We start from the raw sequence: 26,245 nt of genomic DNA, 5'->3' as shown, positions 1-26,245 counted from the left end.
TTAACCTGTTTATAAAGCAAATCGATAAACAATGATGAGATTTTCTACTGGTTAACAATGGTAACCGGAATAGAATCAAACAAATAACCATCAAAGTTAGGATCTTCACTATCTGAAACAGTCATTAATGTTTGTTTAACATTTTCTAAATGTTGCCACATAGCTTGTCGTGCAGCCTTTGCATCTTTTACTTGCAGGGCTTGTAGTATTTTTTCGTGATCATCAAGCCATTTTTTTCGGTAACTATTATCAGTAATACGATTATGGAGTTGATTCCACATTTTACTAGCATGGCGTTTTTGCCATAGATCGTTTAGTAAATCTTCTAATACAGCATTTTTTGTAGCCTTTGCTATCGTAATGTGAAACATTTCATCTGCACTATAGTCGTCAAGTACACCATTTTCTAATATCTGTCGTTCTTGTTCTAAGATAGACCTGAGTTTTACTATATCTGCTTTCACTATCTGAGAGGCTGCAAATGCTGCAATATTACTCTCAATTAATTGTCGTGCCTGTAATAGTTCAAATGGTCCAAAATCGTTTTCTTCTATCTGCTTATCCTGCTCAGATAATATTGCATTTGGTAAACCAATTACATAAACACCTGATCCTTTTTTTACTGTAACCAAATTTTCAAGCTCTAGCATGATTAATGCTTCACGTACTATGGTACGACTCACGCTAAATGTTTCTGCTATATCTCTTTCTGGTGGTAACCGATCTCCAATTTTATAGGTACCATTTTTTAACAAAAACTTTAGTTCCTTACCAATTTCTTGATAAAGACGGCTAGATGATTGCATTTGATTGCCCTTTTTTGAATAAACACTATTAATTAATACGATAGATTATACGCTAGTTATCTTGTTTAGCAGAATATTTAATGCGTTAGCTTCGATAATTACATAATGAAATTGGTATACCTATTTTTGATTGTCATAATGCAAGTATTGTCTATTAAATAAAAATAAACCATTTTAAGTGATCATGATCACGGTTTTATCAAAATAACAGTGAAAATTATATTTTATAAGTGAAAATATGTTTAACCAATGAATAAATGTTGTCATAAAACTTTAAAAATGAATGGTGATAGAAGTATGCTAAAAATGCAAAGTTTAAGGAACATGTAACCAAATATTATCTATCATTAACGAAATTTAGCGCTAGGCAAACTGTTAATAATTAAGTTTTGCTAAATTAATGTTTAACCATTAACAATAAAATTTAAAATAGGAGCCATAATTCATGGAATTTTTAAATATTCTTTGGGTTATCCTAGGAATAGGATTAATGTTACTTTTAAATATTCGTTTTAAAATAAATTCAATGGTTGCATTGCTATTGGCTGCAATATTTGTTGGTTTGATGGCTAAAATGGATGTATTGAGTATACTTAAAACGATTAAGTCAGGGTTCGGCAATACGCTTGGCGAACTTGCTATTATTGTGGTATTTGGCGCAGTTATTGGCAAATTAATGGTTGATTCTGGTGCGGCTCATCAAATTGCTCAAACATTGTTAAAAAGGCTTGGAATCAAATATGTAAAACTAGCGATTATTATTATGGGGCTTATATTTGGGCTCGCAATGTTTTATGAGGCAGCATTTATAATATTGGCTCCATTAGTCATTGCATTGGCTAAAGAAGCTAAAATTCCATTTTTAAAATTGGCTATTCCTGGTGTTGCAGCGGCAACTACAGCCCATTCGTTATTTCCTCCACAACCAGGACCTGTTGCACTAGTTAATGCCTATGGTGCTGATATGGGAATGGTCTATATTTATGGATTAATTGTCGCAATTCCTTCTGTAATTTGTGCTGGAATAATTCTTCCTAAATTTCTGGGTAATTTAGAAAGACCAACACCATCATTTTTACAATCTGAAATATCTGTTGATGAAAATAATCTCCCTTCATTTTTTACATCAATTACTGTTCCTTTGCTTCCTGCTTACATCATGATTGCAACGACAATAGCAAATATAGGGTTAGAAAAAGGAACAACCGCTTACTCAGTGCTCAATTTTATTGGTTCATCTCAAATAGCCATGTTTATTGCGATGATTGCTGCATTTATATTATTTGGGAAAAAACTCAATCATTCAATGGAATGGGTTATGCACTCTTTTGATAATGCGGTAAAAAGCATTGCAATGGTGGTATTAATTATTGGAGCTGGAGGCGCATTAAAACAAATTATCATTGATACAGGAATTGGTGATGTTATTGGTCAATTAATGTCAACAGGGGGCGTATCGCCTTATATTATGGCATGGTTAATTACTGTATTAATTCGTTTAGCTACAGGACAGGGCGTTGTTTCTGCAATGACGGCTGCGGGAATTATTGGGGCTGCTGTTATTGATCCTACCACAGGTGTTATAAATGATGTGAACCCAGCCTTACTTGTGCTTGCAACTGCTGCAGGTTCTAATACGTTAACGCATATAAATGATGCATCTTTTTGGTTATTTAAAGGCTACTTTGATTTATCGATCAAAGATACTTTAAAAACATGGGGGTTATTAGAACTAATCAATTCAATTGTTGGGTTAATTGCAGTGTTAATTATTAGTATCATTGCTTAATGGTAATTTTTTCTAAAAGATTAACTATTATATTTTTGTAGTTAATCTTTTTTTATTCTTTCTAATAAACTGCAAATTTATAATCAGTTATATATTTTTCATCTGGTTATCTTTAAGTGAAATATAGAACTTGATTTTAGTAAAGGAACTTTTATCAAACTGTAAATAATTATTTTTCAATAAGACTTTTGGTTATAAATAAGGTAAATTATTACATCGGCTATTTTTTAGAATAAAACTTGTTTTATTGATTAAGAAAGGAGATAGTGTCAAAATATGCGTTATAACGATCCACAAATATTGACGTCAATTTTGACACAAGCGCCTTGTTTGTCTAAAATTCAAGATAGGGCTAATGCATTAAGGTCATTGGCTAAAGTCGTTAATGATCTATTGCCATCACCATTGAATGCACAATGCAGAGTAGCTAATTATCGCCAGGGTGTGTTGATTTTAGAAGTAAGTACAGCGGGTTGGTTAACTAGATTGAAATATGAACAAAGCAATTTAATATCTGAGATACGAAAAAATATCTTACCGTCTCTATCTTCTATCCAATATCAGATAAATCCAGATATTTCAGTAAAGTTGTCAAAGAGCCATTTTTTGACATCTAAGCCAACTTTAGTTTCGAGTGTGATGACACCACAAAGTGCAATGTTTTTATATGCATTAGCTGAAAATGCACCGGACAAACTAAAAAAACAATTGATAAAACTTGCTAACCATGCAAAATAAGTGCCGATAACTGGATTTCAATTTTATAAAATTAAATATCTTACAGATATAAGGAGTGAATAGTGGATAAAGATATGCTAACTTATCTGATAATCGGATTAGTAATTGGTTTTATTGTTGGTTTTATTTTTATAAGCGTTATAAGTCCTAATGCACGTAAATATGCCAAAGTTAAACAAGAACTAGCTCAAACAAAAGATGAGCTAATAACGCAAAAACAAATAATTGCTAAACATTTTTCACACAGTGCAGAGATATTGGATAACATGGCCAAAGAGTTTCGTCGTCTTTATCAACACATGGCTGAAAATTCCAGCCAATTTATTGATGGCGATAAAGTGGCATCTTTGGACTTTGACTCCGATTCTGTTCCAGATGAGACAAAAAAAAATACACTTGATAATCAACCTAGAGATTATTCTGATAATTCTTCTGGTTTATTCAAATCAGATGAAAATAAATCTTAATTATTACGGTAGGCTTTTATTTAACCATTACCTAATGGTAAAGCATTTTTATAGAGATTTAATTTTTGTAAAGGCGAGAGTTATAAGATGATTGATTCATTAAAACAACAAAAAAAATTGCTAACTATTTTAGCTTTAAGTTTGGGAATAAGCTTATCTGCACTTGCGAATGCTCATGCTTCCTTTCCTCCTACCTCATCCGATAGTAGTAATGCGCAACAACCAAGTTTGGCACCAATGCTTGAAACAGTGTTACCTTCAGTTGTAAGCATCAAGGTTGAAGGTATTGCTCAAATGCAAAATAATATGCCCGAGGAATTTAGACGATTTTTTGGTTATCCTGATAGCCAATCAAGATCGTTTACAGGTCAAGGCTCAGGTGTGATTATTGATGCTGAAAAAGGCTATGTTGTTACGAATAATCATGTTATTGATAATGCTGATAAAATTACAGTTGCTCTAAATGATGGGCATGAATATAAAGCAAAACTCATTGGTAAAGATCCTCAAAGCGATATTGCTTTGCTTAAAGTGGAAGATGCCAAAAAATTAATAGCAATTAAATTGGCCGATTCTGATAATTTGCGTGTTGGTGATTATGCTGTAGCAATTGGTAATCCATTTGGCATTGGTCAAACGGTTACTTCGGGGATTATTTCAGCCTTAGCTCGCAGTGGACTTAATATGAATGGTTTTGAGAATTTCATTCAAACAGATGCTTCCATCAACCAAGGAAACTCTGGTGGGGCACTTGTCAATTTAAATGGTGAGCTTGTTGGTATTAATACAGCAATTATTGCACCAAGTGGTGGTAATGTAGGTATTGGATTTGCAATTCCTAGTAATATGGTAAAAAGTTTAACCTCGCAACTTATTGAATTTGGTGAAGTCAAACGTGGTGTGCTTGGCATTAAAGGTAATGAATTAACATCAGATATAGCAAAAGCGTTTGATGTTGATGTTCAAAAAGGCGCCTTTGTCAGTGAAGTGATTGAAGATTCAGCTGCGCAAGCTGCAGGAATTAAATCTGGTGATATTATTGTTTCGATGGATGGTAAACCAGTGGATAGCTTTGCTGAATTACGTGCAAAAATTGCGACAACTGGTGCTGGGCGAACTGTAAAATTAGGTTTAATTCGAGATGGCAAAGAAATGTCTGTCGAGGTCAAACTAAAAAACAGTGATGAGGTGACAACTGAAGCAAAATCATTGCATACTGCTCTTGATGGTGCAACACTTAGCAATGGTGAAATTAAAGGACAAAAGGGCGTTTTAATCGAAAGTATTGCTAAAAATTCACCCGCATCTCGACTCAGCTTACGTGAAGGCGATCTTATTACTGGCGTTAATAAAGAACGAGTAACTAATATTGCAGATCTTCGCAAGATTATTGATAGTAGTCCATCAGTAATTGCATTGAATATAGTTCGTGGCGATAGTCGTTTATATCTAATTTTAAGGTGATTAGTTGGTCTTTCTCTCGTCGATGCTAAGGCATCGACGAAAACTTCAATTTTAACCTTTATATAGATGTGTTAAAATCTTGTACATTCTTCCTATTACAATCCTGAAACTAATGCTAAAAAAAATTCTATGGCCAATATTAATTGGAATGGTTTTAGCCATTGTCTTATTAATTATTTTTCCCTCCTTACAAAAGGGGACTGAATCAGATTTTCCAAGATCAATTTTTAGTGATGAGCCATTAAGTTATTCTAGTGCCGTTAAACTCGCAGCCCCTACTGTAGTTAATATCTATAGTCGCTCAATTAATTCTGTATCTCAAGAATCACAAGATAGTTCAATTACTCCGCTTGGTTCAGGGGTAATTATGAGTGAGCAGGGGTATATTGTTACTAATTATCATGTTGTTGAAGATGCAGAACAAATTATTGTTGCACTGCAAGATGGGCGAATTTTTGAAGCTTTATCTGTAGGTTCGGATAAACTTGTTGATATTGCCGTATTAAAAATAGAAGCTTCTAATATTCCAACTATACTTATTAATCCCCAGCGTGAACCTAAGATTGGCGATGTTGTGTTAGCCATAGGTAATCCTTACAATATAGGACAAACTATTACACAAGGTATTATCAGTGCTACAGGTCGTGATGGATTGAGTCCATACAGAAGACAGAATTTTATCCAAACTGATGCATCTATAAATCATGGTAATTCAGGCGGTGCACTAGTTAATACCAAAGGTGAACTTATGGGTATTAATACGCTTACCTTTACAAAAAATCTAGGTAATGATGTTCCTGAAGGGATTGGATTTGCAATTCCTACCGCTTTAGCCGTGAAAATTATGAATAAATTGATTCAGGATGGAAAAATTATTCGCGGTTATATTGGTATTGATGGATTAGAATTTGCCCCCATTCAAAATCCAAGTGACATGCCAGTGGTGCTAGGTATTTTAGTCACTCATGCTGAAGGTCCCGCATTGCAATCAGGTATACAAGCTAATGATATCTTGATTATGGTAGATAATAAGCCTGTTAAATCAATTGTTGAAACCATGGATCAAATTGCTGAGTTGAAACCTGGAACGATCGTCCCTATTATAGTTTTGCGAAATGGTGAAAGAATTGAATTGCAAGTAACCATCGGGCAGTTACCTGTTTAATTGGTCTTTTACTACTTGATTATTGTGACCATTGGTCGTATAATTCGCCACCTTATCATGTTTTTTTAACATTCGTATGGTGTATAGATCTTGCTTTTATAGCCGTTTATATAGCGATACGAACAAATTTTAGAGGCTTATTATGAAAGAAGGTATCCATCCAGAATATACTGCAATTACAGCAACTTGTTCTTGCGGTAACGTTATCAAAACTCATTCTACTATTGGTCATGATATTCATCTTGACGTATGTGGTGAGTGTCATCCGTTCTATACTGGTAAACAACGTGATGTTGCAACAGGTGGACGTGTAGATAAGTTCAAACAACGTTTTGCTATGGTTGGCGGTAAAAAATAATTTTCCAAAAAACCGTATATAAAAAACTATAATAGTTGAAAAGGCGCATAATGCGCCTTTTTGCTTTTTTTCAAAATTAATATTTTTAGTTAATAATCAATCAAATTCAGGATTGATACCTAATTGTTGCATCATTTTTTGAGCTTGTTTAGGAATACCGTCTTCACGATCTCTTTGTAAATCTTCATCACAAGGTAAAGGTTGACCAGTATAAGCATGAAGAAAGGCTTCACACAATAACTCACTATTTGTTGCATGACGTAAATTATTAACTTGCCTGCGAGTACGCTCATCAGTCAAGATTTTTAATACTTTTAATGGAATTGATACTGTAATTTTTTTTACTTGCTCGCTTTTTTTACCATGCTCAGCATAAGGGCTTATATATTCGCCATTCCATTCCATCATATTTTCACCAAATCACATCACAAATAATGTGGCAATTCTAACGTTTTTTTTATTTTTCTGCAATCTATACACTAAGATACTTAGACGTCCAGACATATTGACGTCTATAATCAGTGTGCTATTCTTATACAATCTATTCTTAAAGTAAGCAAAGTATTATTTAGGGGGAGCGTTATTATGACTAGCCAAGCTAACAATTTAAGCCAAGGAACAATTGCTGTTCGTGGTGGGCTCAATACTGATGATCAATATGGCAGTGTTGTACCTGTTATCACACCATCTACGTGTTATCGTTATGAAGAATTTGCGAAACCAAGAGAATTTGATTATGCGCGCAAAGCCAATCCAAGTCGTCGATTGGTGGAAGAGACTGTTGCAAAATTAGAAGGTGGTGTCGATGCTATTTTAACTAACTGTGGCATGTCAGCAATTCACCTTATTAGCGTTGCCTTATTAGCGCCAAATGATTTAGTTGTTGCCCCTCATGATTGTTATGGCGGTAGCTATCGGCTGTTTAATAGTTTGAGCCAGAAAGGTTATTTTAAGGTAAAATTTGTTGATCAGTCTGACTTGGGCGCATTGCAAGAAGCATTAAGCTTGCATCCTAAATTAGTCTTGATTGAGACACCAAGTAATCCATTACTGCGTGTTGTTGATATTAAAAAAATTGCGCAGCAAGCACATGACGTAGGTGCTTTAGTTTTAGTCGATAATACGTTTATGACGCCTATTTTGCAAAAACCATTAGAGCTTGGTGCTGATATTGTTACTCACTCTTGTACTAAATTTTTAAACGGTCATTCAGATTTATTAGCAGGGATTTTAGTCTTTAAAGACCAACAACTTGCTACAGATGTTTTATGGTGGGCAAATAACATTGGTACATTGACCTCATCATTTGATAGTTATCTTTTATTACGTGGGTTACGAACCCTTGCTGCACGTGTGAATTTGCAACAAGACAATGCACAAAGAGTCGTTGCATTCCTTGCTAGCCATCCCAAAATAGCCAAAGTATTTCATCCATCTTTACCAACTAACCTTGGGCATGATATCGCTAAAAAACAACAGAAAGGTTTTGGTTCATTACTCAGTTTTGAATTAGCTGGCGATGCCGATGTGATGCCGAAATTTTTAAAGGCTCTTAATATTTTTACATTGGCTCAATCACTTGGTGGAGTTGAAAGTCTTGTGTGTCATCCAGCGACAATGACACATTCAGGTATTAGTGCTGAAGCACGAAAAACAGCTGGTATTTCAGATCAATTATTGCGTATTTCAGTTGGTTTGGAAGATATTACAGATTTACTGGCTGATTTACAGCAAGCACTTGAAACAATTTAACTGTTTTTATAGATTATAATTAGGGTTGATGATATATGGTAGTTGTGTTATTTCATCAATCCGCGCTATTTGCAATGATGATTATTGTTTATATTTGCTGGAATTTTTCTATCTTTTTTTCAATCGCTATAAAAATTTCATTGATTGAATGTCGTTTGGCTCTACCGCATACTTTTGCTGCTTCATGACAGACCAGACATTGCCTTGGTTGGTTGTCAAATTGTGAGCGTGACAGGCTTTGTTGTGTAACAATGTCAATAACATCAATATCCCACAAACGCCCTAAAGGGTGATTATTTTCAATATCCATACAGTATTTTTTAAGCGTCTTAGCTGAACATTTTACTGCTATAATGGCTTCTGAACCGGTGATGTAGTGATAGTGATCTTCATTGATTATCGTGATGTCATTTTGTAAAAAACAGTGCTGTAAAGCTTTGATAGCTTCATCAAAAAGATAACGAGCACCGCTGCTGTTTTTTATAGCACCCGGAATAACTAGGCTTAATGATATGATCGGATGTTTATAACATATCATTGCCTGTTTTTGGTTTTCCACTCGCTTTTCCTTGGCTAATAGCATTTGCTCAAGATTAATTGGAGTGCCATCATCAAATTTAATTAGCATTTTTTCCATTGAATAAAAATAGTAATAGCATAACACTTTTACATGTTAGGCCATTACTCTATTAATTAAGACTAAAATTAGTCTTTAACTTGACGTACGACATCAATAACTGAACCGTCGCGGAAATGTACAATACCAACAATTTTATCTTTAAACTCGATTGGTTTTGGTTCACCAGTTAAAGATACAGCACGTTGATAAAGCTCTTCAATGCTCATAATTGGCAAATTAGCTGCTTTTAAACGTTCAGCAATTTCTGGGCGATTAGGATTAACCGCAATACCATGGTCAGTCACAAGTACATCAACACTTTCACCAGGAGTAACTAGTGTTGTTACCTTTTTAATTACAGTTGGAATACGGCTGCGAATTAGTGGGGCAACAACGATTGTCAAGTTTGCACCAGCAGCTGTATCACAGTGACCACCAGATGCACCACGCATAACGCCGTCAGAACCAGTTAATACATTAACATTGTAATCAAGGTCAATTTCTAAAGCACTTAAAATAACAATATCAAGTTCATCAACGCTCGCACCTTTTGATGCAGGGTTTGCATAAACATTGGTTGATACTTCAATATGATCTTTATTTTTACCTAAAGATTGTCCGGCGGTGCCATCAAAGCTTTGAGTATCTAATAAGCGTTTAACCAAGCCTTTTTCATGAAGATCAACAATACTTGCTGTAATACCACCTAATGCAAATGATGCAGTAATATTTTTCGCACGCATACGATTTTCAAGGAAACGAGTTGCCGCAGTTGACGATGCACCAGAACCTGTTTGGATTGAGAAACCATCTTTGAAATAGCCTGAGTGTTCAATAACATCAGCAGCATAACGCGCGATCATCAGTTCGCGTGGATTGCTAGTGATACGTGCTGCCCCCACACTGATTTTAGTTGGATCACCGACTTCATCAACTTTAACAATATAGTCAACTTGATCTTGGCGAATACTTGCTGGATGGTTAGGATAACCAACGATATCTTCAGTAAGTAATACTACTTTCTTCGCAAATTGCGCATCAACCATGGCATAACCAAGAGCACCACATTGTGATTTACCTGATACACCATTCGCGTTACCTTGCTCATCAGCTGTTGATACAGCTAAAAAGGCGATATCAATGTTAATTTCACCGCTTTGGATAAGTTTTACTCGTCCACCATGAGAATGGATATGGACAGGGTTTTCCATTAAACCGTGTGAAATTGCATCGGCTAATTTACCACGTAGACCAGAGGTATAAATTTTAGTAATTACACCTGATTCGATATGAGGTATTAATGCTGAGTTACAGCTTAATAACGAACTTGAAGCTAGTGTTAAGTTTTTAATACCTAATTTACTGATAGTTTCAACAACTTTGTTGATAACCTTATCACCTTCACGGAATGCGTGGTGAAAAGAGATAGTCATACCATCGCGTAATTCACATTTTTTGATTGCCTGTTCAATAGAATCACACAATTTACGCGTGTATTTAGACTCATCTTTTAAATATGGTGTTGTTGCGTTAGCGTCAACAAAAGGCGTAATATTCTTGAGATCAGGGTGCTGTTTAAGCAAATCATCAATTTTTTTGTTTATAGAAGTAGTCATTTTTCAATCCTATCAAATTTCTTTACGAACACCAGAATATTTTGCCAACTCGATAACTTTTCTAGCACGAGCTATAATCGGTGCATCAATCATTTTGCCGTTTAGGGAAATAACGCCAAGGCCTTTTCTTTCACCTTCTTCTGCTGCTTCAACCACTTTTTGTGCATTTTCCACTTCAGCCGCTGTTGGAGCATATGCATTATGTAATAGTTCAATTTGTCTTGGATTGATAAGTGATTTACCGTTATATCCGAGTTTTTTAATTAGGCTAACTTCTTTTAAGAAACCTTCATCATCATTAACATTTGAATACACCACATCAAATGCATCAATGCCAGCTACACGTGCTGCATGTAATACTGCACAGCGAGCATAAAATAACTCAGTACCATCGCCACGCTCTGTTTGCATATCAACAAGATAGTCAAATGCAGCTAGTGCAATACCGATTAAGCGTGGAGAAGATTGAGCAATAGAAACGGCATTAACAACGCCTTGAGCCGATTCAATTGCCGCCATTAATTTAGTGCTACCCACTTCACGCCCACACTCTTTTTCAATTCTTTCAACGTGTGCTTCTAATTCATGAATATCTTCTGCGCAGTTAGTCATCGGTAAACGTACTACGTCAACACCCGCTCTTACTACTGCTTCAAGGTCTTTTAAACCAAATGGAGTATCAAGTGAGTTGATTCGTACTACTGTTTCAATTCCGTGCTCTTTATAAACAGGAAGAAGCAATGTTTGTGCTACTAATAAACGTGCTGAATCTTTTTCTTTAATAGAAACAGCATCTTCCAGATCGAACATGATTGAGTCAGGTTTATAAACAAACGAAGTCGATAACATTGCGGCGTTTGCACCTGGAAGAAATAGCATACTTCGACGTAATTTTTTCATAATAATTTACTCCAATCTAAGTTTTCTTCTTCTGCGCCACGTAATACCGCACATTGAACTCTTGCTTTAATAGCACAATCAAGTGCACCTTTATCATCAATAATGATTAAACCGTCGGTTACATTAAGCTCATTTAAAGTTTGCTCAACAACTGCACGAATTTGATCGCCGAATTGTTTATTAACATCACTATTAATAACAATTTCAATTCCCGTGTTTGGTATGGCTTTGACTAACAAATCGCTAGATTCAAGAGTCCCTGCCATGGCTTCTTTTTGTATTTTCATTTTTTTACCTTTAAAAACGTATTAAATTTTAAATTTATCCAAATTAGCTGAAAGGTAATCCCATGTAGTAGATGGAACTAGCTTTTTTACCTCTTCATATTGCTCAGATGCCAATAATTTTCTCACTAATGATGCCGATACGATAGTGTCGCCTTCGGTTATCCGTGGAACTTCAACAACAGTAATTGCTGATTGTTCACTGACTGTTTTATCTGTAAGCCAATAAGACATTGCTTCATTATAAGCTTTAGTGACTTCATCAAAAGGTTCAGTACCAACAAATCGATAAGTAATATTAAGTGTTGGTGCAATATAATTTCGGAATATAAGCAGGTCGATACCCATATAGGCTCGATCAATTTTTGCCTTATCTTTTAGAAAATAAGTCGGAAATGTTGCCCTAGAAATAATATAAGGTGAGCTAGCATGCACAGTAACATTTTTTATCTGTTTCGTGCCATCTTTGACTAACTTTAAACGTGTATCAAATGAAAATTGTGATGCATTTTCATTGACGACAAAAACATGTAACCAATCACATTGGCTGGCTGCATATTGTATAAGATATTGATGGCCTTTAGTAAAAGGGTTGGCATTCATAACAATACTGCCAATCTTTTTTCCCTCTTTTTGCTGTGCGTGCAGTTGCTTACAGTACTGTTTAATGCCAACAGGATTATTTTCCATTAAGACAGCAAGATCGGTGATTTCAACAATAGGATAAAAACCACATCCTTTAAAAAAATCTATATTTTCAGGCTTTGTATATAAAAAAAGGTGAAAATAACCGTTTTCGTTAGCATATTTTATGGTGTGATCCATTAAAGTGAGATTTAGTTGATTGCCACGGTAATCAGGATCAATAGCAACGCATTTTATAATATCACGATCAATCCCTGCACAAGCTATAATTTTAGCATCGATTTTTACGACCATAAAAATGGTAACTTGTGAATCTAAATTGAGATCAGAGCGCGACAATAGCTGCTCAATTTCTTGATAATCTTGTTTTGATTTGGAAATATCAACAACAGTGTAATCAGCTAAATCATACATAATGTTACCTTTTTTCTGCAACAACAGAGTTAGTTAAACGCCCAATTTTGGTAATTTCAACTTCAATAATATCACCATCTTGCATAAACACAGGCGGGTGACGTTTTTTACCCACTCCACCAGGTGAACCCGTAAGAATGACATCCCCAGGTGATAAATGAGTAAATGTACTGATATATGAAATTAATTCAGGCACCGTATGCACAAGATTTTTGATAGAATCATGTTGCATTTGCTCGCCATTTAAATAAGTGGTTAACGATAATTCTTTTGGATCGGCAATCTCGTCACTTGTTGTAATACATGGACCGAATGCACCAGTGCTTGGCCAGTTTTTACCAGCGGTAAACCATGTATATTGCCAGTCACGAATTGAGCCATCCATATAACAGCTATAACCTGCTACATATGATAACGCATCTTCAACCTTAATACGAAAACCAGCTTTACCAATGATAATGGCTAACTCGCCTTCATAATCCAATTCATTAGTAATAGCTGGTTTAATAATATTGGTTTTGTGACCAGTTTGAGAGTCAGGAAAACGAACGAACAGAGTTGGTGCGGAGCTGGTTTCATTAAATTCAGCTCGTTTTTCGGCATAGTTCATGCCAACACATAAAATTTTGTTTGGATTTGGAATGACGGGTAAATAAGTAATGTCTTGTTCATCAATGTCACTTGGGGCATCAAGATAGGTTTTGGCAACAGATAGTCCTTCTTTATCTGCAAGCAGTGATTTTAAATCGGCATATTTATCACCTAATTTTTGCTTTAAATCAACAATACCGTTGTGAGTAAGAAGACCAAAACTTGCTCTACCAGAGACAAGATAACTGACAAGCTTCATGAAAACTCCTTAAAAGCTGTTTGTGTTAATTATAAATACGAAATAAAAATGAACAACCTTAGTATAAACTAAGGTCGCTCTTTGAAATGTAAAATCTATACTAAGAAATTGCCGAGAATTAGTAATGATATTGATACATTAATTGCACCGCCAATACGAGTTGCAATTTGTGCAAATGGCATAAGCTCCATACGTTCTGCAGCTGTTAAGATCGCAACGTCACCTGTTCCACCTTGACCACTTTGACAACAAGAAATAACAGCAGCATCAACAGGGTACATGCCAAGTTTTTTCGCAACAAAGAAACCAGTGGTGACTAAACTAACTACCGTACAAACAATAACAATTAAGTTTGTAACAGTGAATGCTGCAACGATTTTATCCCATGGTGTAATTGCCACACCTACGGCAAATAAAATTGGATAGGTAACAGATGTTTGGAAAAATTTGTAAACAACTTGTGAACCACTTAATACTTTAGGTGAAACACCAGATACTAGTTTAACAAAAACTGCCGCAAATAGCATTCCTACTGGTGCTGGAATACCCGTCACTTTGTGACCAATCATACCCACCATATAAAGAATAGCTGCTAATAATACACCTGAAGCAAATGTTGTCACATCAATAATAGATTCTGTTTTCGCCGCTTTTTTATCAGCAATCTCATCGTCTGCAGGTAATAGTCGACCGTTACCAGTTAAGTGTGGATAAGCTTTACCGATGCGGTTAAGAATACCACCACAGATAATACCTGTTAAACCACCTAACATTACTATTGGTAATACACGTCCAAGCGCTTCCCCTTGCTCCATACCTAAAATTGAAGCGTATCCAATAGAAAGAGGGATTGCACCTTCACCAACGCCACCTGCCATAATTGGTAATACTAAGAAGAAGAAAGTTTCAAATGGTGTTAAACCAAGTAAATAACCAACACCAACACCAACAAGCATACCAACGATTTCACCGCATAACATTGGACCGAAGATTTTTAAGAATCCTTGAATAAGTGTTTTCTTATCCATATTCATAATACTACCTACGATGATGCAGCAAATGTATAAATAAAGGATATGCGTATCTTTGTAGAATTTGGTTGTTGCTTCAACAACTGGTGTAGGCAAAATACCATAATAAACGAGTGCAGATGGAATAAAGGTTGCACAAATTGCCGCAGCTCCCATTTTTCCAACAACAGGTAAGCGTTTACCAATTTCACCACATAAAAAACCAAAGAAAGCACAAGTAACCACCATCACAACGATTTCGCTAGGTAATTTGCCTGTTACTAACACTTCCGCAAAGATAAGAATACCGGCAATAATAAATAATGGAAGCGGGATTACACCAATTTTATAGTTATCCATTAGTCGCCACCAATTATATGGCCAGCCATATAACCTCTCTTCGGCTGGCTTACTCGTTGATTCTTTTCCATTAATATTTTTTTCAGATGAGTTAAAATTCACCATTTATTTTTTTCTCCAAAATGTCTTAATTTATTCGAAATTGTTGGTGTCTATCTTTACAAAAAATTAATGAAAATTTTGTGATATAAATCATAAATTAACTATGGTTTTTATGGTTTTAAAGGCTATATATTTTTTAATGCTGTGTTACACTTATCAGAGTTTAATTTGAAAAGCGAATGGAAAAATGCGAAAAAAAATCCAGTTATCGTTTACAACAAAGCTTTTTTTATCGCTTTTGTTTTTTTCATTGATCGTTCTTGCGCTGTTACAAAGCTATATTTGGAACACCACCGAAACGAACTTATATAGAAGTTTGGGCGAAAAGGCGCAAATTCAAGCAAAAGAGCTATCTGTTTTACCAAGTTTAATTGAATATGTCAAAGAAAAAGATACAAATAAAATTGCTAATTTAATCACAGAGATATTTGAGCAAAGCGACGCAAGTTATATTGTTATTGGCGATGCGAATGCTAATCGTTTATTTCACACGGCTAATAGCCCGTTACACTCGCCAATGGTCGGTGGTGATAACCAAGAGGTTCTTAACGGTAATAGTAGCATCTCCATTAGTGAAGGTTCTCTTGGCTTAGCATTAAGAGGGAAAGCACCAATTAACGATCATGGTAAAATTATCGGCATAGTCTCGGTCGGTTACATGATTGATGGAATTTATGCATTGCATATAAAGCAATTTATACCATTTATCTTTTTTTGTTCTTTATTGTTTTTAGCGTTATTTATCTTTTCATATTGCTTTTCAAAAGCAATTAAAAAACAGATGTTTAATTTGGAGCCTAAAGCAATTGCACTATTGGTGAAAAGCCAAAAGTCGATCATGGAGTCGATTTTTGAGGGGGTTATTGCAATTGATCTTAATTATAAAATTATCAATATTAATCAATCTGCTCGTACGATGTTAGATATTAAAATAAGTGATGATGAATTACATAAACATGATTTGAGGTCGTTTATTAAATCAAGCGATTTTATTTATAAAAATGATAACCAAACTGAAGACATACATGATCATATTTGTTATTTCAACAACATTATTGTCATTGCCAGCAAAGTTCGGGTGGTCATCGATGATAAAACTCAAGGTTGGGTCATTACATTTCGTAACTTTGATGATATTAATATATTAAGTATGCAATTAACGCAAGTAACACAATATGTTGATAATTTGCGTGCATTAAGGCATGAGCATTTAAACTGGTTGGCAACGTTATCAGGTTTAATTTATATGAAACGATATGAAGAAGCGCAGTCTTTTATCGCATTGCATTTTGCTGATAATCAAAATAATTTAGATTTTATTACTGCACATTTTAAAGTGCCAGCTGTATGTGGTTTGTTAATTGGTAAATATTCAAAATCACATGAAATTGGATTAAATCTAATCTTTGATCCTGCATGCCAATTAAGTGCACTACCTTCACTTATCACCGAAACAGAATTTATGTCAATTTTAGGTAATTTGCTTGATAATGCCTTTAATGCCAGTTTAAAAAATGATCATGGCGATAAAACAATTTATTTATATCTTAGTGATGCAACAGATGAACTTGTACTTGAGATCAGTGACCAAGGTTGTGGTATTGATGAAAATATTCGTGATTCAATTTTTGAACCCGGCGTTACATCTCAAGAGGGGAAAGAACATGGCATTGGTTTACACCTTGTTTCCACCTATATAAAAAAGGCCAATGGTTATATTACATTTGAAGATAATACCCCTTATGGAACAATTTTTTCTGTATTTATACCTAAATAGTAGAAAGGCAATTATATGAAAGAATTTCAAGAAGATAACATTAAAGTGCTTATTGTTGAAGATGAGCCTATTTTAGCAGAACTCAATGCAGAGTTTATTCAAAAAGATACAAAAGTCAAAGTAGTAGGTATTGCTTCGAATTTATCTGAAGCTAAAAAAATGGTAGAAAAATTAAAACCAACCTTAATATTACTTGATAACTATTTGCCTGATGGAAAAGGAATAGAATTATTTGAATACATCATCAACAATCATCTAGATTGTTATGTTATTTTTATTACCGCAGCAAGTGATATGGATACTTGTAGTAAAGCAATTCGTTATGGAGCGTTTGATTACTTGATTAAACCGGTCTCTTATCAACGATTAAAGCATTCACTTGAGCGTTTTGAACTCTTTTTATATCGACAAAGCCTACAAAAACACGTCAATCAAAGAAAAATTGATGAGCTTTTCAATTTGCAAACTAAAGACTTTGTTAATATGAACCGTCACTCAAAAGGCATTGAGGAAATCACATTACAAAAAGTGAAAGACATTTTTATGCAGAGTGAGAACGCACTTACTGTTGATGAAATAGTAGAAAAAGCCAATATTAGCAAAACAACTGCTAGGCGATATTTAGAGTATTGTGTCCAAATTAAATTATTAACAGTCGAACTTAATCACGGAAAGATTGGTCGTCCAGAAAGATTATATAGACGTTTAGGAAAATAAATATTTAACTTAAGACTATTTTCATATAGTAGCTTACTTTCTATATAATTGATAATTATATAAATATGCTTATTTGTTATTTTAACTGCAAAATATTTGATGCTAGATTGGACTAAGATGTTAGATAGTTAAATTTTGCAGTACCAAAATAATAAGGAGTAAGCATATGTCTTTTGCTATAGGAAAGGTCGTTACTAATGAAAATAATGAGATTGATAAAAATGGAGCATTTGTCCGCCAAGCTAATCGTTTTGATACACCATTTGGCAATAATCCCGAACAATTACCCGTTGAAGCCGACCGTTATCGTTTAATTTGGGCAGCTATTTGTCCTTGGGCACATCGTTCAATGATAGCTATCAAATTATTGGGATTAGACGATGTAATTAGTGTAGGTAAAGTAAGCCCGATTAGAACCTCTAATGGCTGGGAATTTTCGCTTGATGCTGGTGGTGTCGATCCTGTACTGGGTATTCGTTATCTACCTGAAATCTATGCTTCAACTGATTCTGAGTATGACGGCAGGGCGACAGTGCCAACGGTTGTCGATGTAAAAACGGGCAAAGTTGTCAATAATGATTATTTTAAACTGACCTATTATTGGGAAACCGCATTTAAACCTTTTCATAAAAGGGGGGCGCCTGATCTTTATCCTGAAAAATTACGTGCGGATATTGATGCGTTAAACGATGTAATATTCCATGAAGTAAATAATGGCGTGTATAAAGCAGGTTTTGCTCGTTCGCAAAAAGCTTATGAACATGCTTATCATCTTGTTTTTAATCGATTAGATAAGCTAGAACAGCGTTTGAGTCAATCGCGTTATCTATTCGGTGATAAGATAACTGATTCTGATATTCGCCTCTATGTGACATTAGCTCGATTTGATGTTGCCTACTATGGCGCCTTTAAAACCAATCGTAATCGAATTATCGACTACCCTAACTTATGGGCTTATGCTCGAGATCTTTATCAAATACCTGCTTTTGGTGAAACAACTGATTTTGAAGCAATAAAGAAAGGCTATTTTTTGGGCGATAATGCGCATAATCCTTATGATATCTTACCTTTAGGACCAGATATAAGCCATTGGCATACCCCCCACAACCGAGATAAGCAGTTTAGTTCAACTCACTAATTTTATTAATGGGATAATTACAATGCCAAATATATTAGATGTTGGATTGATTTTTACTCAAATCCCAATGTTACTTGCTTATCTGCCTGTAACGCTTTTTATTACCTTTTTCTCGATGCTACTTGGGGTAATATTAGGATTGATTATTGCCATCATCAAAATGAATAAAATACCGATATTATCGCAAATATCAGTGGTATTTGTCTCTTTTATAAGAGGAACGCCATTATTAGTACAGCTCTATTTAAGCTTTTATGGTATTCCTATCTTATTGCGTTATATCAATTATTTTTATGACACTCACTACAATATTAATGGCATATCTCCAATGTTGTTTGTGTTAATTGCTTTTTCGTTTAACGAGGCAGCCTATAATTCAGAGACAATCCGCGCAGCATTACAGTCTGTGAATAAAGGGCAGATTGAAGCCGCGCAATCATTGGGCATGACCTATAGCCAATTGTTACGAAGAATTATCATTCCTGAAGCTGTTATTGTGGCCTTACCTAATTTAGGTAATGCGTTAATTGGTTTACTAAAAGGTACATCATTAGCATTTGTCTGTTCGGTAACCGAAATGACCGGTCGAGGGAAAACTTTAGCTGGGCATAGTTATCGTTATTTTGAAGTTTATATTTCATTGGCATTAATTTATTGGGCATTAACCATTATTATTGAACTGATTATGAAATATTTGGAAAAGCGCTTAACCATTTCTGACAGTGTTAACACCCCCAGTTATCGCCGAGGAAAATTATTATGATTAATGTGCAAAATTTAACATTATCTTTTCATCATAATCTGATATTGAATCAACTTAACTTTCATATTCGCCCCCATGAAATTGTCGCGATTATTGGGGCATCGGGTGCCGGTAAATCAACACTCTTACGGTGTTTAAATTTATTAGAAAAACCACAACAAGGTCAGATCCGTATTGATCATTTTGAATTTGATGTTAGTTGTAGAAAAAGGCATGAAATTGTCGCATTTCGTCAGCAAACAGCAATGGTATTTCAACAATTCAATTTATTTCAACAAAAAAATGCTTTAGAAAATGTTATGGAAGGATTAATGATTGTGAAAAAATATCCAAAGGATAAAGCGCAGCAGATAGCCTATGAAAAATTGGCTCAGGTTGGACTTGCGGAGCGAATCTATCATTATCCAAAACAGTTATCAGGTGGGCAACAACAACGAGTGGCAATTGCTAGGGCGTTAGCTATGGAACCGAAAGTGTTGTTGCTTGATGAACCCACCTCGGCACTTGATCCTGAACTGGTGGGTGAAGTGTTAGCAACCATCAAAATAGCCGCTAAATCAGGCATTACTATGATTTTAGTTTCTCATGAAATGAGTTTTGTACATGATATTGCAACTCGGGTGCTATTTTTAGATAAAGGGCAAATCATTGAAGATGGTTCACCGCAGCAGGTGTTTTCAAATCCAACTCAATCAAGAACCAAAGATTTTTTAGCCAGATATTATTCTGCAGGGCAAATAGATTATGAAATTTAATAAATGGAGTATGAATGAATATTATTATTCAACAACATTGCGATGGAATTAATTGGCAAGATGTTGCTGATTTACTGACTTTTTATGGACTTAGTTCATTGGATGCTAAAACACAAGAACTAGTGTTTCGTAATAGCTATGCTGTTGTATTTTTAATGGAAAAAAACCGAGTAGTGGGTGTTGGACGTGCGTTATCTGATGGTGTTTGTCAGGCAGCTATATATAACATTGCATTGGCACAACATCTACATGGCCAGCAGTATGGACGGCTGATTGTTGATAAACTCGTTGATCAAGTAAAACAGTGCAATATCATCCTTTACACCCATCCACAAACCGTCGAATTTTATAAAAATTTAGGTTTTGAAGTAATGAAAACAGGTATGGCACGTTATCAAGCTGATCATATAACTGACATGAGAAACATGGGTTTTATTTAAAATGTAGATAAAAAACAGTTCAATAAATCCGTTGGCAATGTTAAGCCAAAGTTAAGGAGAAAATAGCTTTATGAATTACAAAAAATGGTTAAGTATTTTAGCAGTAGGGACTTTATTATTAATTGGCTGTGATAACCAAAATAAAGGCGAAGAAGCAAAAGGTAAAGAAACAATTATTATTGCAACATCGGGTGCACCGAGCCCTTTCACCACAGTAAATGAGAAAGGAGAGTTAATGGGGTATGATATTGATGTGGTAAAAGCAATATTTGCAAAGTTACCGCAATATGAGATTAGCTTTGAACTTACAGAATTTCCATCGGTTTTAGCAGGGCTTGATGCGCAACGTTATCAGGTAGGTGCCAATAATTATGCCATGAATGAAAAGCGCAAAGAAAAATATTTTTATTCTGATCCTATTTTTAAAAACCAATACGCCATTGCGGTGGCAAAAAACAATAACGATATTAAAAACTTTGCCGATCTAAATGGCAAATCAACCGAAGTGACACCGGGACTGAATTATGCTACCGCATTAGAGATTTATAATGAACAGCATCCCAATAATCCTGTTAAAATTGTGTATAGTGAAGCTGATTTATTACCAGTACTTCAACATGTTGAAACCGGACAATATGATTTTCAATTAATCGATAAAGTGATGCTATCACAATTGATTAACGAACATAATCTTAGTCTTAAAATAATAGAATTAAACAAAGAAGATGCTGATCGTATTGGTTCGCCATATAGTTACTTATTAATCAGTAAAGGGAGTAAAGGCGAACAGCTAACTAAAGATATTAATGAGGGGATCAAAAAGCTCATTAGTAATGGTGAATTATCGAAAATAAGTGATCACTATTTTAGTGCTGATTATTCACCTAAATAAGCAATTTTTTATTCTTTTAATTGATAATCGATTCTTTTATCTCATAGTGGATAAGCATCGGTTATCCTCTTATCAGGTCGAATAATTAAGCCAACATTGACATAATGAAAAATTGGAGGGAAGAGACACATTTGCATTCCACTTTATGGAAGAAAAGTTTCGAGCAAGTAAATCATAGCTTGACTGTTTTCGCTAGGATCAATATCCCTTGCCTTTGTACAACGAAGTTGCTGGAGCATTTTGTTGATAATACTATAGGTATTTTTGGGAACCTAAAGTTATTAGACATTCTATTTATTTTAACTTTATTCAGTTGTACTGAGACAAAAACAAGTGATCGCAATTAAATCCGCTGAAAAATCCTCATGACTTTGCCCATTCTTGCCAAACTGTAACGGCTTTTGGGCTATTCCGTTATATTGTACCGTTGTTTAATTTCAGCTAACTCTGCTTGCGATGTGGCATTAAATGCTTCAACCATCCATTCGGGCCAGCCTTGACCGGCAATCCTATGGGCTTTAAATTCCGCTTCTTGATCTGATTTATATTCGCCATCATCGATATTGGCAACATCACAAAAAAACATAAAACTATTGATCCAACCCCAAACAAATGTACTCCCTGCGCCGGCTCGAATAGGATCTAGCATGATATGATCAATCACTTGATGCGTTCCCGGTTGGCACACCATTAGCACGGTCGAGGTTAGGGCATTACGTGACATATTATGAATAACAACACCATGCAAATCATCCCAATCATACTCCTTTATTCGGCGTTTTTTCGGTTGCAAAAATACCGCAGGGTACCGTAATACTTTAAAGTTAAAAAAATAACTTTCGTTAACATAGACTTTACCCGTTTTACGGTTAAATATAATGGGACTGCCTCGACGGGAGAAAGCATTTTGGTAAAATTCAGGAATGGATAGATATAAAGCGGCACAACAGGCAATAAAGCCAATTATCCCCATTATCGTTAGTTTGTCACCAATGTCAGAATCATTGAACCAGAAAATCATTATAAAAGAACCAACAACTAATATACTTCCCAAAATAATAGCAACAAAATAAAGGCAAGCATAAAAAATCTGATCATTGAGATCCTGACGAATAAAGGCACAGTAGTTATTATTGGCATAGCTTAAGCGACGATCATGCAGGGGCACTAAACGTGGACCTTTATCCAGATCGCCAAACCAACCAAAGATTTGTGGACGGTATTTTGATGGCATTTTATTCTCCTTTTATTTATTCATCGTGAAATTGGTTGCTGCTGCGATTTATGATGAGTGGGATTTCGTCATCATCTTGTGCATTAGGGCTGATATTGATTTGATAGCTATTTACTAGATCATAAGCAAAGGTGCCCGCTACCCATGTTATCGCCGTTAGGTGGCTATCTGACTGGTTAGGATCGGTTTTTTTCACTTCGATTTTTTCAATATCATTAAAATGGGCTTGCCATACCGCTTTGCCCATTCTTGCCAAACTGTAACGGCTTTTGGGCTATTCCGTTATATTGTGCTGTTGTTTAATTTCAGCTAACTCTTCTAATGATGTGGCATTAAACGCTTCAACCATCCATTCGGGCCAGCCTTGACCGTCAATCCTATGGGCTTTAAATTCCGCTTCTTGATCTGATTTATATTCGCCGTCATCGATATTAGCAGATTTATAAAAAACCATAAAACTATTGATCCAACCCCAAACAAATGTACTACCAGCGCCGGCTCGAATAGGATCTAACATAATATGATCAATCACTTGATGCGTTCCCGGTTGGCACACCATTAACACGGTCGAGGTTAGGGCATTACGCGACATATTATGAATAATAACGCCATGCAAATCATCCCAATCATACTCTTTTATACGGCGTTTTTTCGGTTGTAAAAATACCGCAGGGTGCCGTAAAAACTTAAAGTTAAAAAAGTCACTTTCGTTAACATAGACTTTACCCGTTTTACGGTTAAATATAATGGGACTACCACGACGGGAAAATAGATTCTGATAAATTTCTGGAATAACAAGATACATAGCAACAAAGCATAAAATGACACCACTTAACGCAACTAAAAATATATGGGTTTCTAAAATTGGGTTACATAAATAAGTCAATATAGACAATAGAACTACTGCAGAGCATAAAAGAATAACAGCAATAATGTAAATACATAAATAAAAAGCTTGATCAGAAGGAATCTTACGAATAAAGGCACAGTAGTTATTATTGGCATAGCTTAAGCGACGATCATGCAGGGGCAAACTATAAGGGCCTTTACCTAGATCACCAAACCAACCAAAGATTTGTGGACGGTATTTTGATGGCATGATTACTCTCCTTTTATTTATTCATCGTGAAATTGGTTGCTGCTGCGATTTATGATGAGTGGGATTTCGTCATCATCTTGTGCATTAGGGCTGATATTGATTTGATAGCTATTTACTAGATCATAGGCAAAGGTGCCCGCTACCCATGTTATCGCCGTTAGGTGGCTATCTGACTGGTTAGGATCGGTTTTTTTCACTTCGATTTTTTCAATATCATTAAAATTAGATTTCCATACCGCTTTGCCCATTCTTGCCAAACTGCAACAGCTTTTGGGCTATTCCGTTATATTGTGCTGTTGTTTAATTTCAGCTAGCGCTTCTAATGATGTGGCATTAAACGCTTCAACCATCCATTCGGGCCAGCCTTGACCGTCAATCCTATGGGCTTTAAATTCCGCTTCTTGATCTGATTTATATTCGCCATCATCGATATTGGCAGATTTATAATACACCATAAAACTATTGATCCACCCCCAAACAAATGTGCTCCCTGCGCCGGCTCGAATAGGATCTAACATAATATGATCAATCACTTGATGCGTGCCCGGTTTGCACACCATTAACACGGTCGAGGTTAGGGCATTACGCGACATATTATGAATAATAACGCCATGTAGATCGTCCCAATCATACTCCTTTATACGGCGTTTTTTCGGTTGTAAAAATACCGCAGGATGTCGTAATACTTTAAAGTTAAAAAAGTAACTTTCGTTAACATAGACTTTACCCGTTTTACGGTTAAATATAATGGGACTGCCACAATGGGAGAATAGATTATGATACAGTTGAGGAACAGCATAATACATACCGAGACAACAGGTAATAAATCCAATAATTCCAATAAAACAAAGCATGCTACCACTATCTAGATGATCATAATCCATAATAAATGTAGGAAAACCAATAAGAAGTATTAATAAAACAATAACAATAACAAAATAGAGACAGGTATAAAAAATCTGATCATTGAGATCCTGACGAATAAAGGCACAGTAGTTATTATTGGCATAGCTTAAGCGACGATCATGCAGGGGCACACTATAAGGGCCTTTATCCAGATCGCCAAACCAACCAAAGATTTGTGGACGGTATTTTGATGGCATGATGACTCTCCTTTTTATTTATTCATCGTGAAATTGGTTACTGCTGCGATTAATGATGAGTGGGATTTCGTCATCATCTTGTGCATTAGGGCTGATATTGATTTGATAGCTATTTACTAGATCATAAGCAAAGGTGCCCGCTACCCATGTTATGGCTGTTAGGTGGCTATCTGACTGATTAGGATCGGTTTTTTTCACTTCGATTTTTTCAATATCGTTAAAATCAGATTTCCATATTGCTTTGCCCTGAGTGAGGGTTTTAAAGGTTTTTGCTTCATAATGTTCCATAAAATAACCTTTGTCGAGGGTCACATACTCTGTGATTTTTAGGGTTTCTTTGGCTTTATCTTCGTTTAGGTGGATTGGGGGATGCGCCTCTACTGAGTCTTTATTTACCCCTGTTGAACGGATATTAAAACGAGATTCAATCAAATCCTCATCGCTTTGCCCATTTTTGCCAAATAATTTAACTGAAGCCTGTAACGGCTTTTGGGCAATAGTAGCGCAGTTTGGGTATGTTAAATAAAAATAGAGGTGGCGGTGATATAGCTTCATCCCACTAAATGAACTTGGTTTTTTAAAGATGATAAAAGTTTCAATGCCCGACAAGGCAACCAAATAATCATTCACCGAATGCCCAAAACCGACAAATGAGTGCTGCTCTTCGTGATAAGCGCCGTACCCCAAATAGGCAAACTCTTTTTGCACCCCAAAATAACAACGATTTAACCAGTGATCGATAGGGGTAAAATTATCGTATTTTTTGCTATAAGCAATTAAATATAAACTTAAAACTAGTAACGCAGCACCAATCCCTATAGCTAATCCACTTTCAAGTAATAATAGGAAAGCACCAGCGCCTAAGGCTAAAGCACCAAACAATCTAGATCTAAAATAGCTTTTATCCTCCATATTCCACATCCCCAAGGCACTTTTTAACTCGCCTAAGGCCTCCAAAATAGTTATAGCAGCAAAAGCTTTGGCTACG

Annotated in this window: 29 protein-coding genes; 14 read left to right on the top strand and 15 right to left on the bottom strand. The window is 35.4% G+C overall.

Features of this window, described 5'->3' with window-relative positions; all coding sequences use genetic code 11:
• Window positions 1–44 precede the first annotated feature (44 nt).
• Window positions 45–806 (bottom strand): FCD domain-containing protein, encoded by a 762-nt coding sequence (locus BQ5209_RS09160; RefSeq protein WP_085248324.1) that lies wholly within the window; start codon window positions 804–806, stop codon window positions 45–47.
• 445 nt (window positions 807–1,251) lie between these two features.
• Between BQ5209_RS09160 and gntP the strand changes: the two genes are divergently transcribed.
• The 6 genes from gntP to rpmE all read left to right on the top strand — a co-directional run bounded on the left by gntP (window position 1,252) and on the right by rpmE (window position 6,787).
• Window positions 1,252–2,595, top strand: a complete 1,344-nt coding sequence (gene gntP / locus BQ5209_RS09155) for a gluconate permease GntP (RefSeq protein WP_085248321.1) — start codon at window positions 1,252–1,254, stop codon at window positions 2,593–2,595.
• Between the two features lie 276 nt (window positions 2,596–2,871).
• Window positions 2,872–3,333: a DUF721 domain-containing protein gene (locus BQ5209_RS09150; protein ID WP_085248319.1), complete on the top strand. Its 462-nt coding sequence runs from the start codon at window positions 2,872–2,874 to the stop codon at window positions 3,331–3,333.
• A 62-nt stretch (window positions 3,334–3,395) separates the two neighbouring features.
• A complete protein-coding gene (locus BQ5209_RS09145; protein ID WP_085248317.1) occupies window positions 3,396–3,800 on the top strand; it encodes a Z-ring associated ZapG family protein in 405 nt (134 codons plus the stop codon).
• An 87-nt stretch (window positions 3,801–3,887) separates the two neighbouring features.
• Window positions 3,888–5,264, top strand: coding sequence for a Do family serine endopeptidase (locus BQ5209_RS09140; RefSeq protein WP_085248315.1), 1,377 nt, complete (start codon window positions 3,888–3,890; stop codon window positions 5,262–5,264).
• Between the two features lie 112 nt (window positions 5,265–5,376).
• On the top strand, window positions 5,377–6,429 hold the full coding sequence (gene degS / locus BQ5209_RS09135) for an outer membrane-stress sensor serine endopeptidase DegS (RefSeq protein WP_085248313.1): 1,053 nt from the start codon (window positions 5,377–5,379) through the stop codon (window positions 6,427–6,429).
• 142 nt (window positions 6,430–6,571) lie between these two features.
• Window positions 6,572–6,787: a 50S ribosomal protein L31 gene (gene rpmE / locus BQ5209_RS09130; RefSeq protein ID WP_065557564.1), complete on the top strand. Its 216-nt coding sequence runs from the start codon at window positions 6,572–6,574 to the stop codon at window positions 6,785–6,787.
• 96 nt (window positions 6,788–6,883) lie between these two features.
• On the opposite strand, the gene metJ is transcribed toward rpmE, so the two are convergent.
• On the bottom strand, window positions 6,884–7,195 hold the full coding sequence (gene metJ, locus BQ5209_RS09125; RefSeq protein ID WP_085248311.1) for a met regulon transcriptional regulator MetJ: 312 nt from the start codon (window positions 7,193–7,195) through the stop codon (window positions 6,884–6,886).
• 177 nt (window positions 7,196–7,372) lie between these two features.
• Here metJ and metB point away from each other — a divergent pair, with 177 nt between their 5' ends.
• Window positions 7,373–8,539 (top strand): cystathionine gamma-synthase, encoded by a 1,167-nt coding sequence (metB, locus tag BQ5209_RS09120; protein WP_085248309.1) that lies wholly within the window; start codon window positions 7,373–7,375, stop codon window positions 8,537–8,539.
• 88 nt (window positions 8,540–8,627) lie between these two features.
• Here the strand turns inward: metB and citX are convergent, their stop codons facing one another.
• The 7 genes from citX to BQ5209_RS09085 all read right to left on the bottom strand — a co-directional run bounded on the left by citX (window position 8,628) and on the right by BQ5209_RS09085 (window position 15,342).
• A complete protein-coding gene (gene citX / locus BQ5209_RS09115; protein WP_167370339.1) occupies window positions 8,628–9,167 on the bottom strand; it encodes a citrate lyase holo-[acyl-carrier protein] synthase in 540 nt (179 codons plus the stop codon).
• Window positions 9,168–9,244: 77 nt separating this feature from the next.
• Window positions 9,245–10,774 (bottom strand): citrate lyase subunit alpha, encoded by a 1,530-nt coding sequence (gene citF / locus BQ5209_RS09110; RefSeq protein ID WP_085248305.1) that lies wholly within the window; start codon window positions 10,772–10,774, stop codon window positions 9,245–9,247.
• A gap of 12 nt (window positions 10,775–10,786) precedes the next feature.
• A complete protein-coding gene (gene citE, locus BQ5209_RS09105; RefSeq protein ID WP_085248302.1) occupies window positions 10,787–11,674 on the bottom strand; it encodes a citrate (pro-3S)-lyase subunit beta in 888 nt (295 codons plus the stop codon).
• The gene (gene citD / locus BQ5209_RS09100) at window positions 11,671–11,961 is read right to left on the bottom strand and encodes a citrate lyase acyl carrier protein (RefSeq protein WP_085248300.1); all 291 of its coding nucleotides are present in this window, start codon (window positions 11,959–11,961) and stop codon (window positions 11,671–11,673) included. The genes citE and citD overlap by 4 nt, the downstream gene beginning before the upstream one ends.
• A gap of 21 nt (window positions 11,962–11,982) precedes the next feature.
• On the bottom strand, window positions 11,983–13,017 hold the full coding sequence (citC, locus tag BQ5209_RS09095) for a [citrate (pro-3S)-lyase] ligase (protein ID WP_085248298.1): 1,035 nt from the start codon (window positions 13,015–13,017) through the stop codon (window positions 11,983–11,985).
• 4 nt (window positions 13,018–13,021) lie between these two features.
• Window positions 13,022–13,867: a fumarylacetoacetate hydrolase family protein gene (locus BQ5209_RS09090; protein WP_085248296.1), complete on the bottom strand. Its 846-nt coding sequence runs from the start codon at window positions 13,865–13,867 to the stop codon at window positions 13,022–13,024.
• Window positions 13,868–13,962: 95 nt separating this feature from the next.
• Complete coding sequence (locus BQ5209_RS09085) at window positions 13,963–15,342, bottom strand: 2-hydroxycarboxylate transporter family protein (RefSeq protein ID WP_085248294.1); 1,380 nt, start codon at window positions 15,340–15,342, stop codon at window positions 13,963–13,965.
• A gap of 184 nt (window positions 15,343–15,526) precedes the next feature.
• On the opposite strand from BQ5209_RS09085, the gene BQ5209_RS09080 reads away from it, so the two are divergent.
• From BQ5209_RS09080 to BQ5209_RS09050, 7 genes are all read left to right on the top strand, one after another.
• The gene (locus tag BQ5209_RS09080) at window positions 15,527–17,116 is read left to right on the top strand and encodes an ATP-binding protein (protein ID WP_085248292.1); all 1,590 of its coding nucleotides are present in this window, start codon (window positions 15,527–15,529) and stop codon (window positions 17,114–17,116) included.
• 15 nt (window positions 17,117–17,131) lie between these two features.
• Window positions 17,132–17,833, top strand: a complete 702-nt coding sequence (locus BQ5209_RS09075) for a response regulator (protein WP_085248290.1) — start codon at window positions 17,132–17,134, stop codon at window positions 17,831–17,833.
• A gap of 166 nt (window positions 17,834–17,999) precedes the next feature.
• On the top strand, window positions 18,000–18,971 hold the full coding sequence (locus BQ5209_RS09070) for a glutathione S-transferase family protein (protein ID WP_085248288.1): 972 nt from the start codon (window positions 18,000–18,002) through the stop codon (window positions 18,969–18,971).
• 22 nt (window positions 18,972–18,993) lie between these two features.
• Window positions 18,994–19,734 carry an amino acid ABC transporter permease gene (locus tag BQ5209_RS09065; RefSeq protein WP_085248286.1) on the top strand — a complete coding sequence of 247 codons (741 nt, stop codon included), beginning with the start codon at window positions 18,994–18,996 and terminating at the stop codon, window positions 19,732–19,734.
• Window positions 19,731–20,489, top strand: coding sequence for an amino acid ABC transporter ATP-binding protein (locus BQ5209_RS09060; protein ID WP_085248284.1), 759 nt, complete (start codon window positions 19,731–19,733; stop codon window positions 20,487–20,489). Before BQ5209_RS09065 ends, BQ5209_RS09060 begins: the two co-directional genes overlap by 4 nt.
• Before the next feature lie 14 nt (window positions 20,490–20,503).
• The gene (locus tag BQ5209_RS09055) at window positions 20,504–20,929 is read left to right on the top strand and encodes a GNAT family N-acetyltransferase (protein WP_085248283.1); all 426 of its coding nucleotides are present in this window, start codon (window positions 20,504–20,506) and stop codon (window positions 20,927–20,929) included.
• Window positions 20,930–20,999: 70 nt separating this feature from the next.
• A complete protein-coding gene (locus BQ5209_RS09050; RefSeq protein WP_085248281.1) occupies window positions 21,000–21,821 on the top strand; it encodes a transporter substrate-binding domain-containing protein in 822 nt (273 codons plus the stop codon).
• A 406-nt stretch (window positions 21,822–22,227) separates the two neighbouring features.
• Here BQ5209_RS09050 and BQ5209_RS09045 read toward each other — a convergent pair whose 3' ends face one another.
• From BQ5209_RS09045 to BQ5209_RS10715, 6 genes are all read right to left on the bottom strand, one after another.
• Window positions 22,228–23,055, bottom strand: a complete 828-nt coding sequence (locus BQ5209_RS09045; RefSeq protein ID WP_085248279.1) for a DUF6708 domain-containing protein — start codon at window positions 23,053–23,055, stop codon at window positions 22,228–22,230.
• Window positions 23,056–23,071: 16 nt separating this feature from the next.
• Window positions 23,072–23,311 (bottom strand): hypothetical protein, encoded by a 240-nt coding sequence (locus BQ5209_RS09040; protein WP_143421900.1) that lies wholly within the window; start codon window positions 23,309–23,311, stop codon window positions 23,072–23,074.
• An 18-nt stretch (window positions 23,312–23,329) separates the two neighbouring features.
• A complete protein-coding gene (locus tag BQ5209_RS09035; protein ID WP_085248275.1) occupies window positions 23,330–24,154 on the bottom strand; it encodes a DUF6708 domain-containing protein in 825 nt (274 codons plus the stop codon).
• A gap of 17 nt (window positions 24,155–24,171) precedes the next feature.
• A complete protein-coding gene (locus tag BQ5209_RS09030; protein WP_143421899.1) occupies window positions 24,172–24,411 on the bottom strand; it encodes a hypothetical protein in 240 nt (79 codons plus the stop codon).
• A gap of 18 nt (window positions 24,412–24,429) precedes the next feature.
• Complete coding sequence (locus BQ5209_RS09025) at window positions 24,430–25,257, bottom strand: DUF6708 domain-containing protein (RefSeq protein WP_085248271.1); 828 nt, start codon at window positions 25,255–25,257, stop codon at window positions 24,430–24,432.
• Between the two features lie 18 nt (window positions 25,258–25,275).
• Window positions 25,276–26,245: hypothetical protein (locus BQ5209_RS10715; RefSeq protein WP_167370338.1), on the bottom strand; the 970-nt coding region annotated here is incomplete at its 5' end.

The organism is Gilliamella mensalis (genome assembly GCF_900103085.1).
Lineage (GTDB): Bacteria > Pseudomonadota > Gammaproteobacteria > Enterobacterales > Orbaceae > Gilliamella > Gilliamella mensalis.
This window is presented reverse-complemented; position numbering and strand designations above follow the sequence as displayed.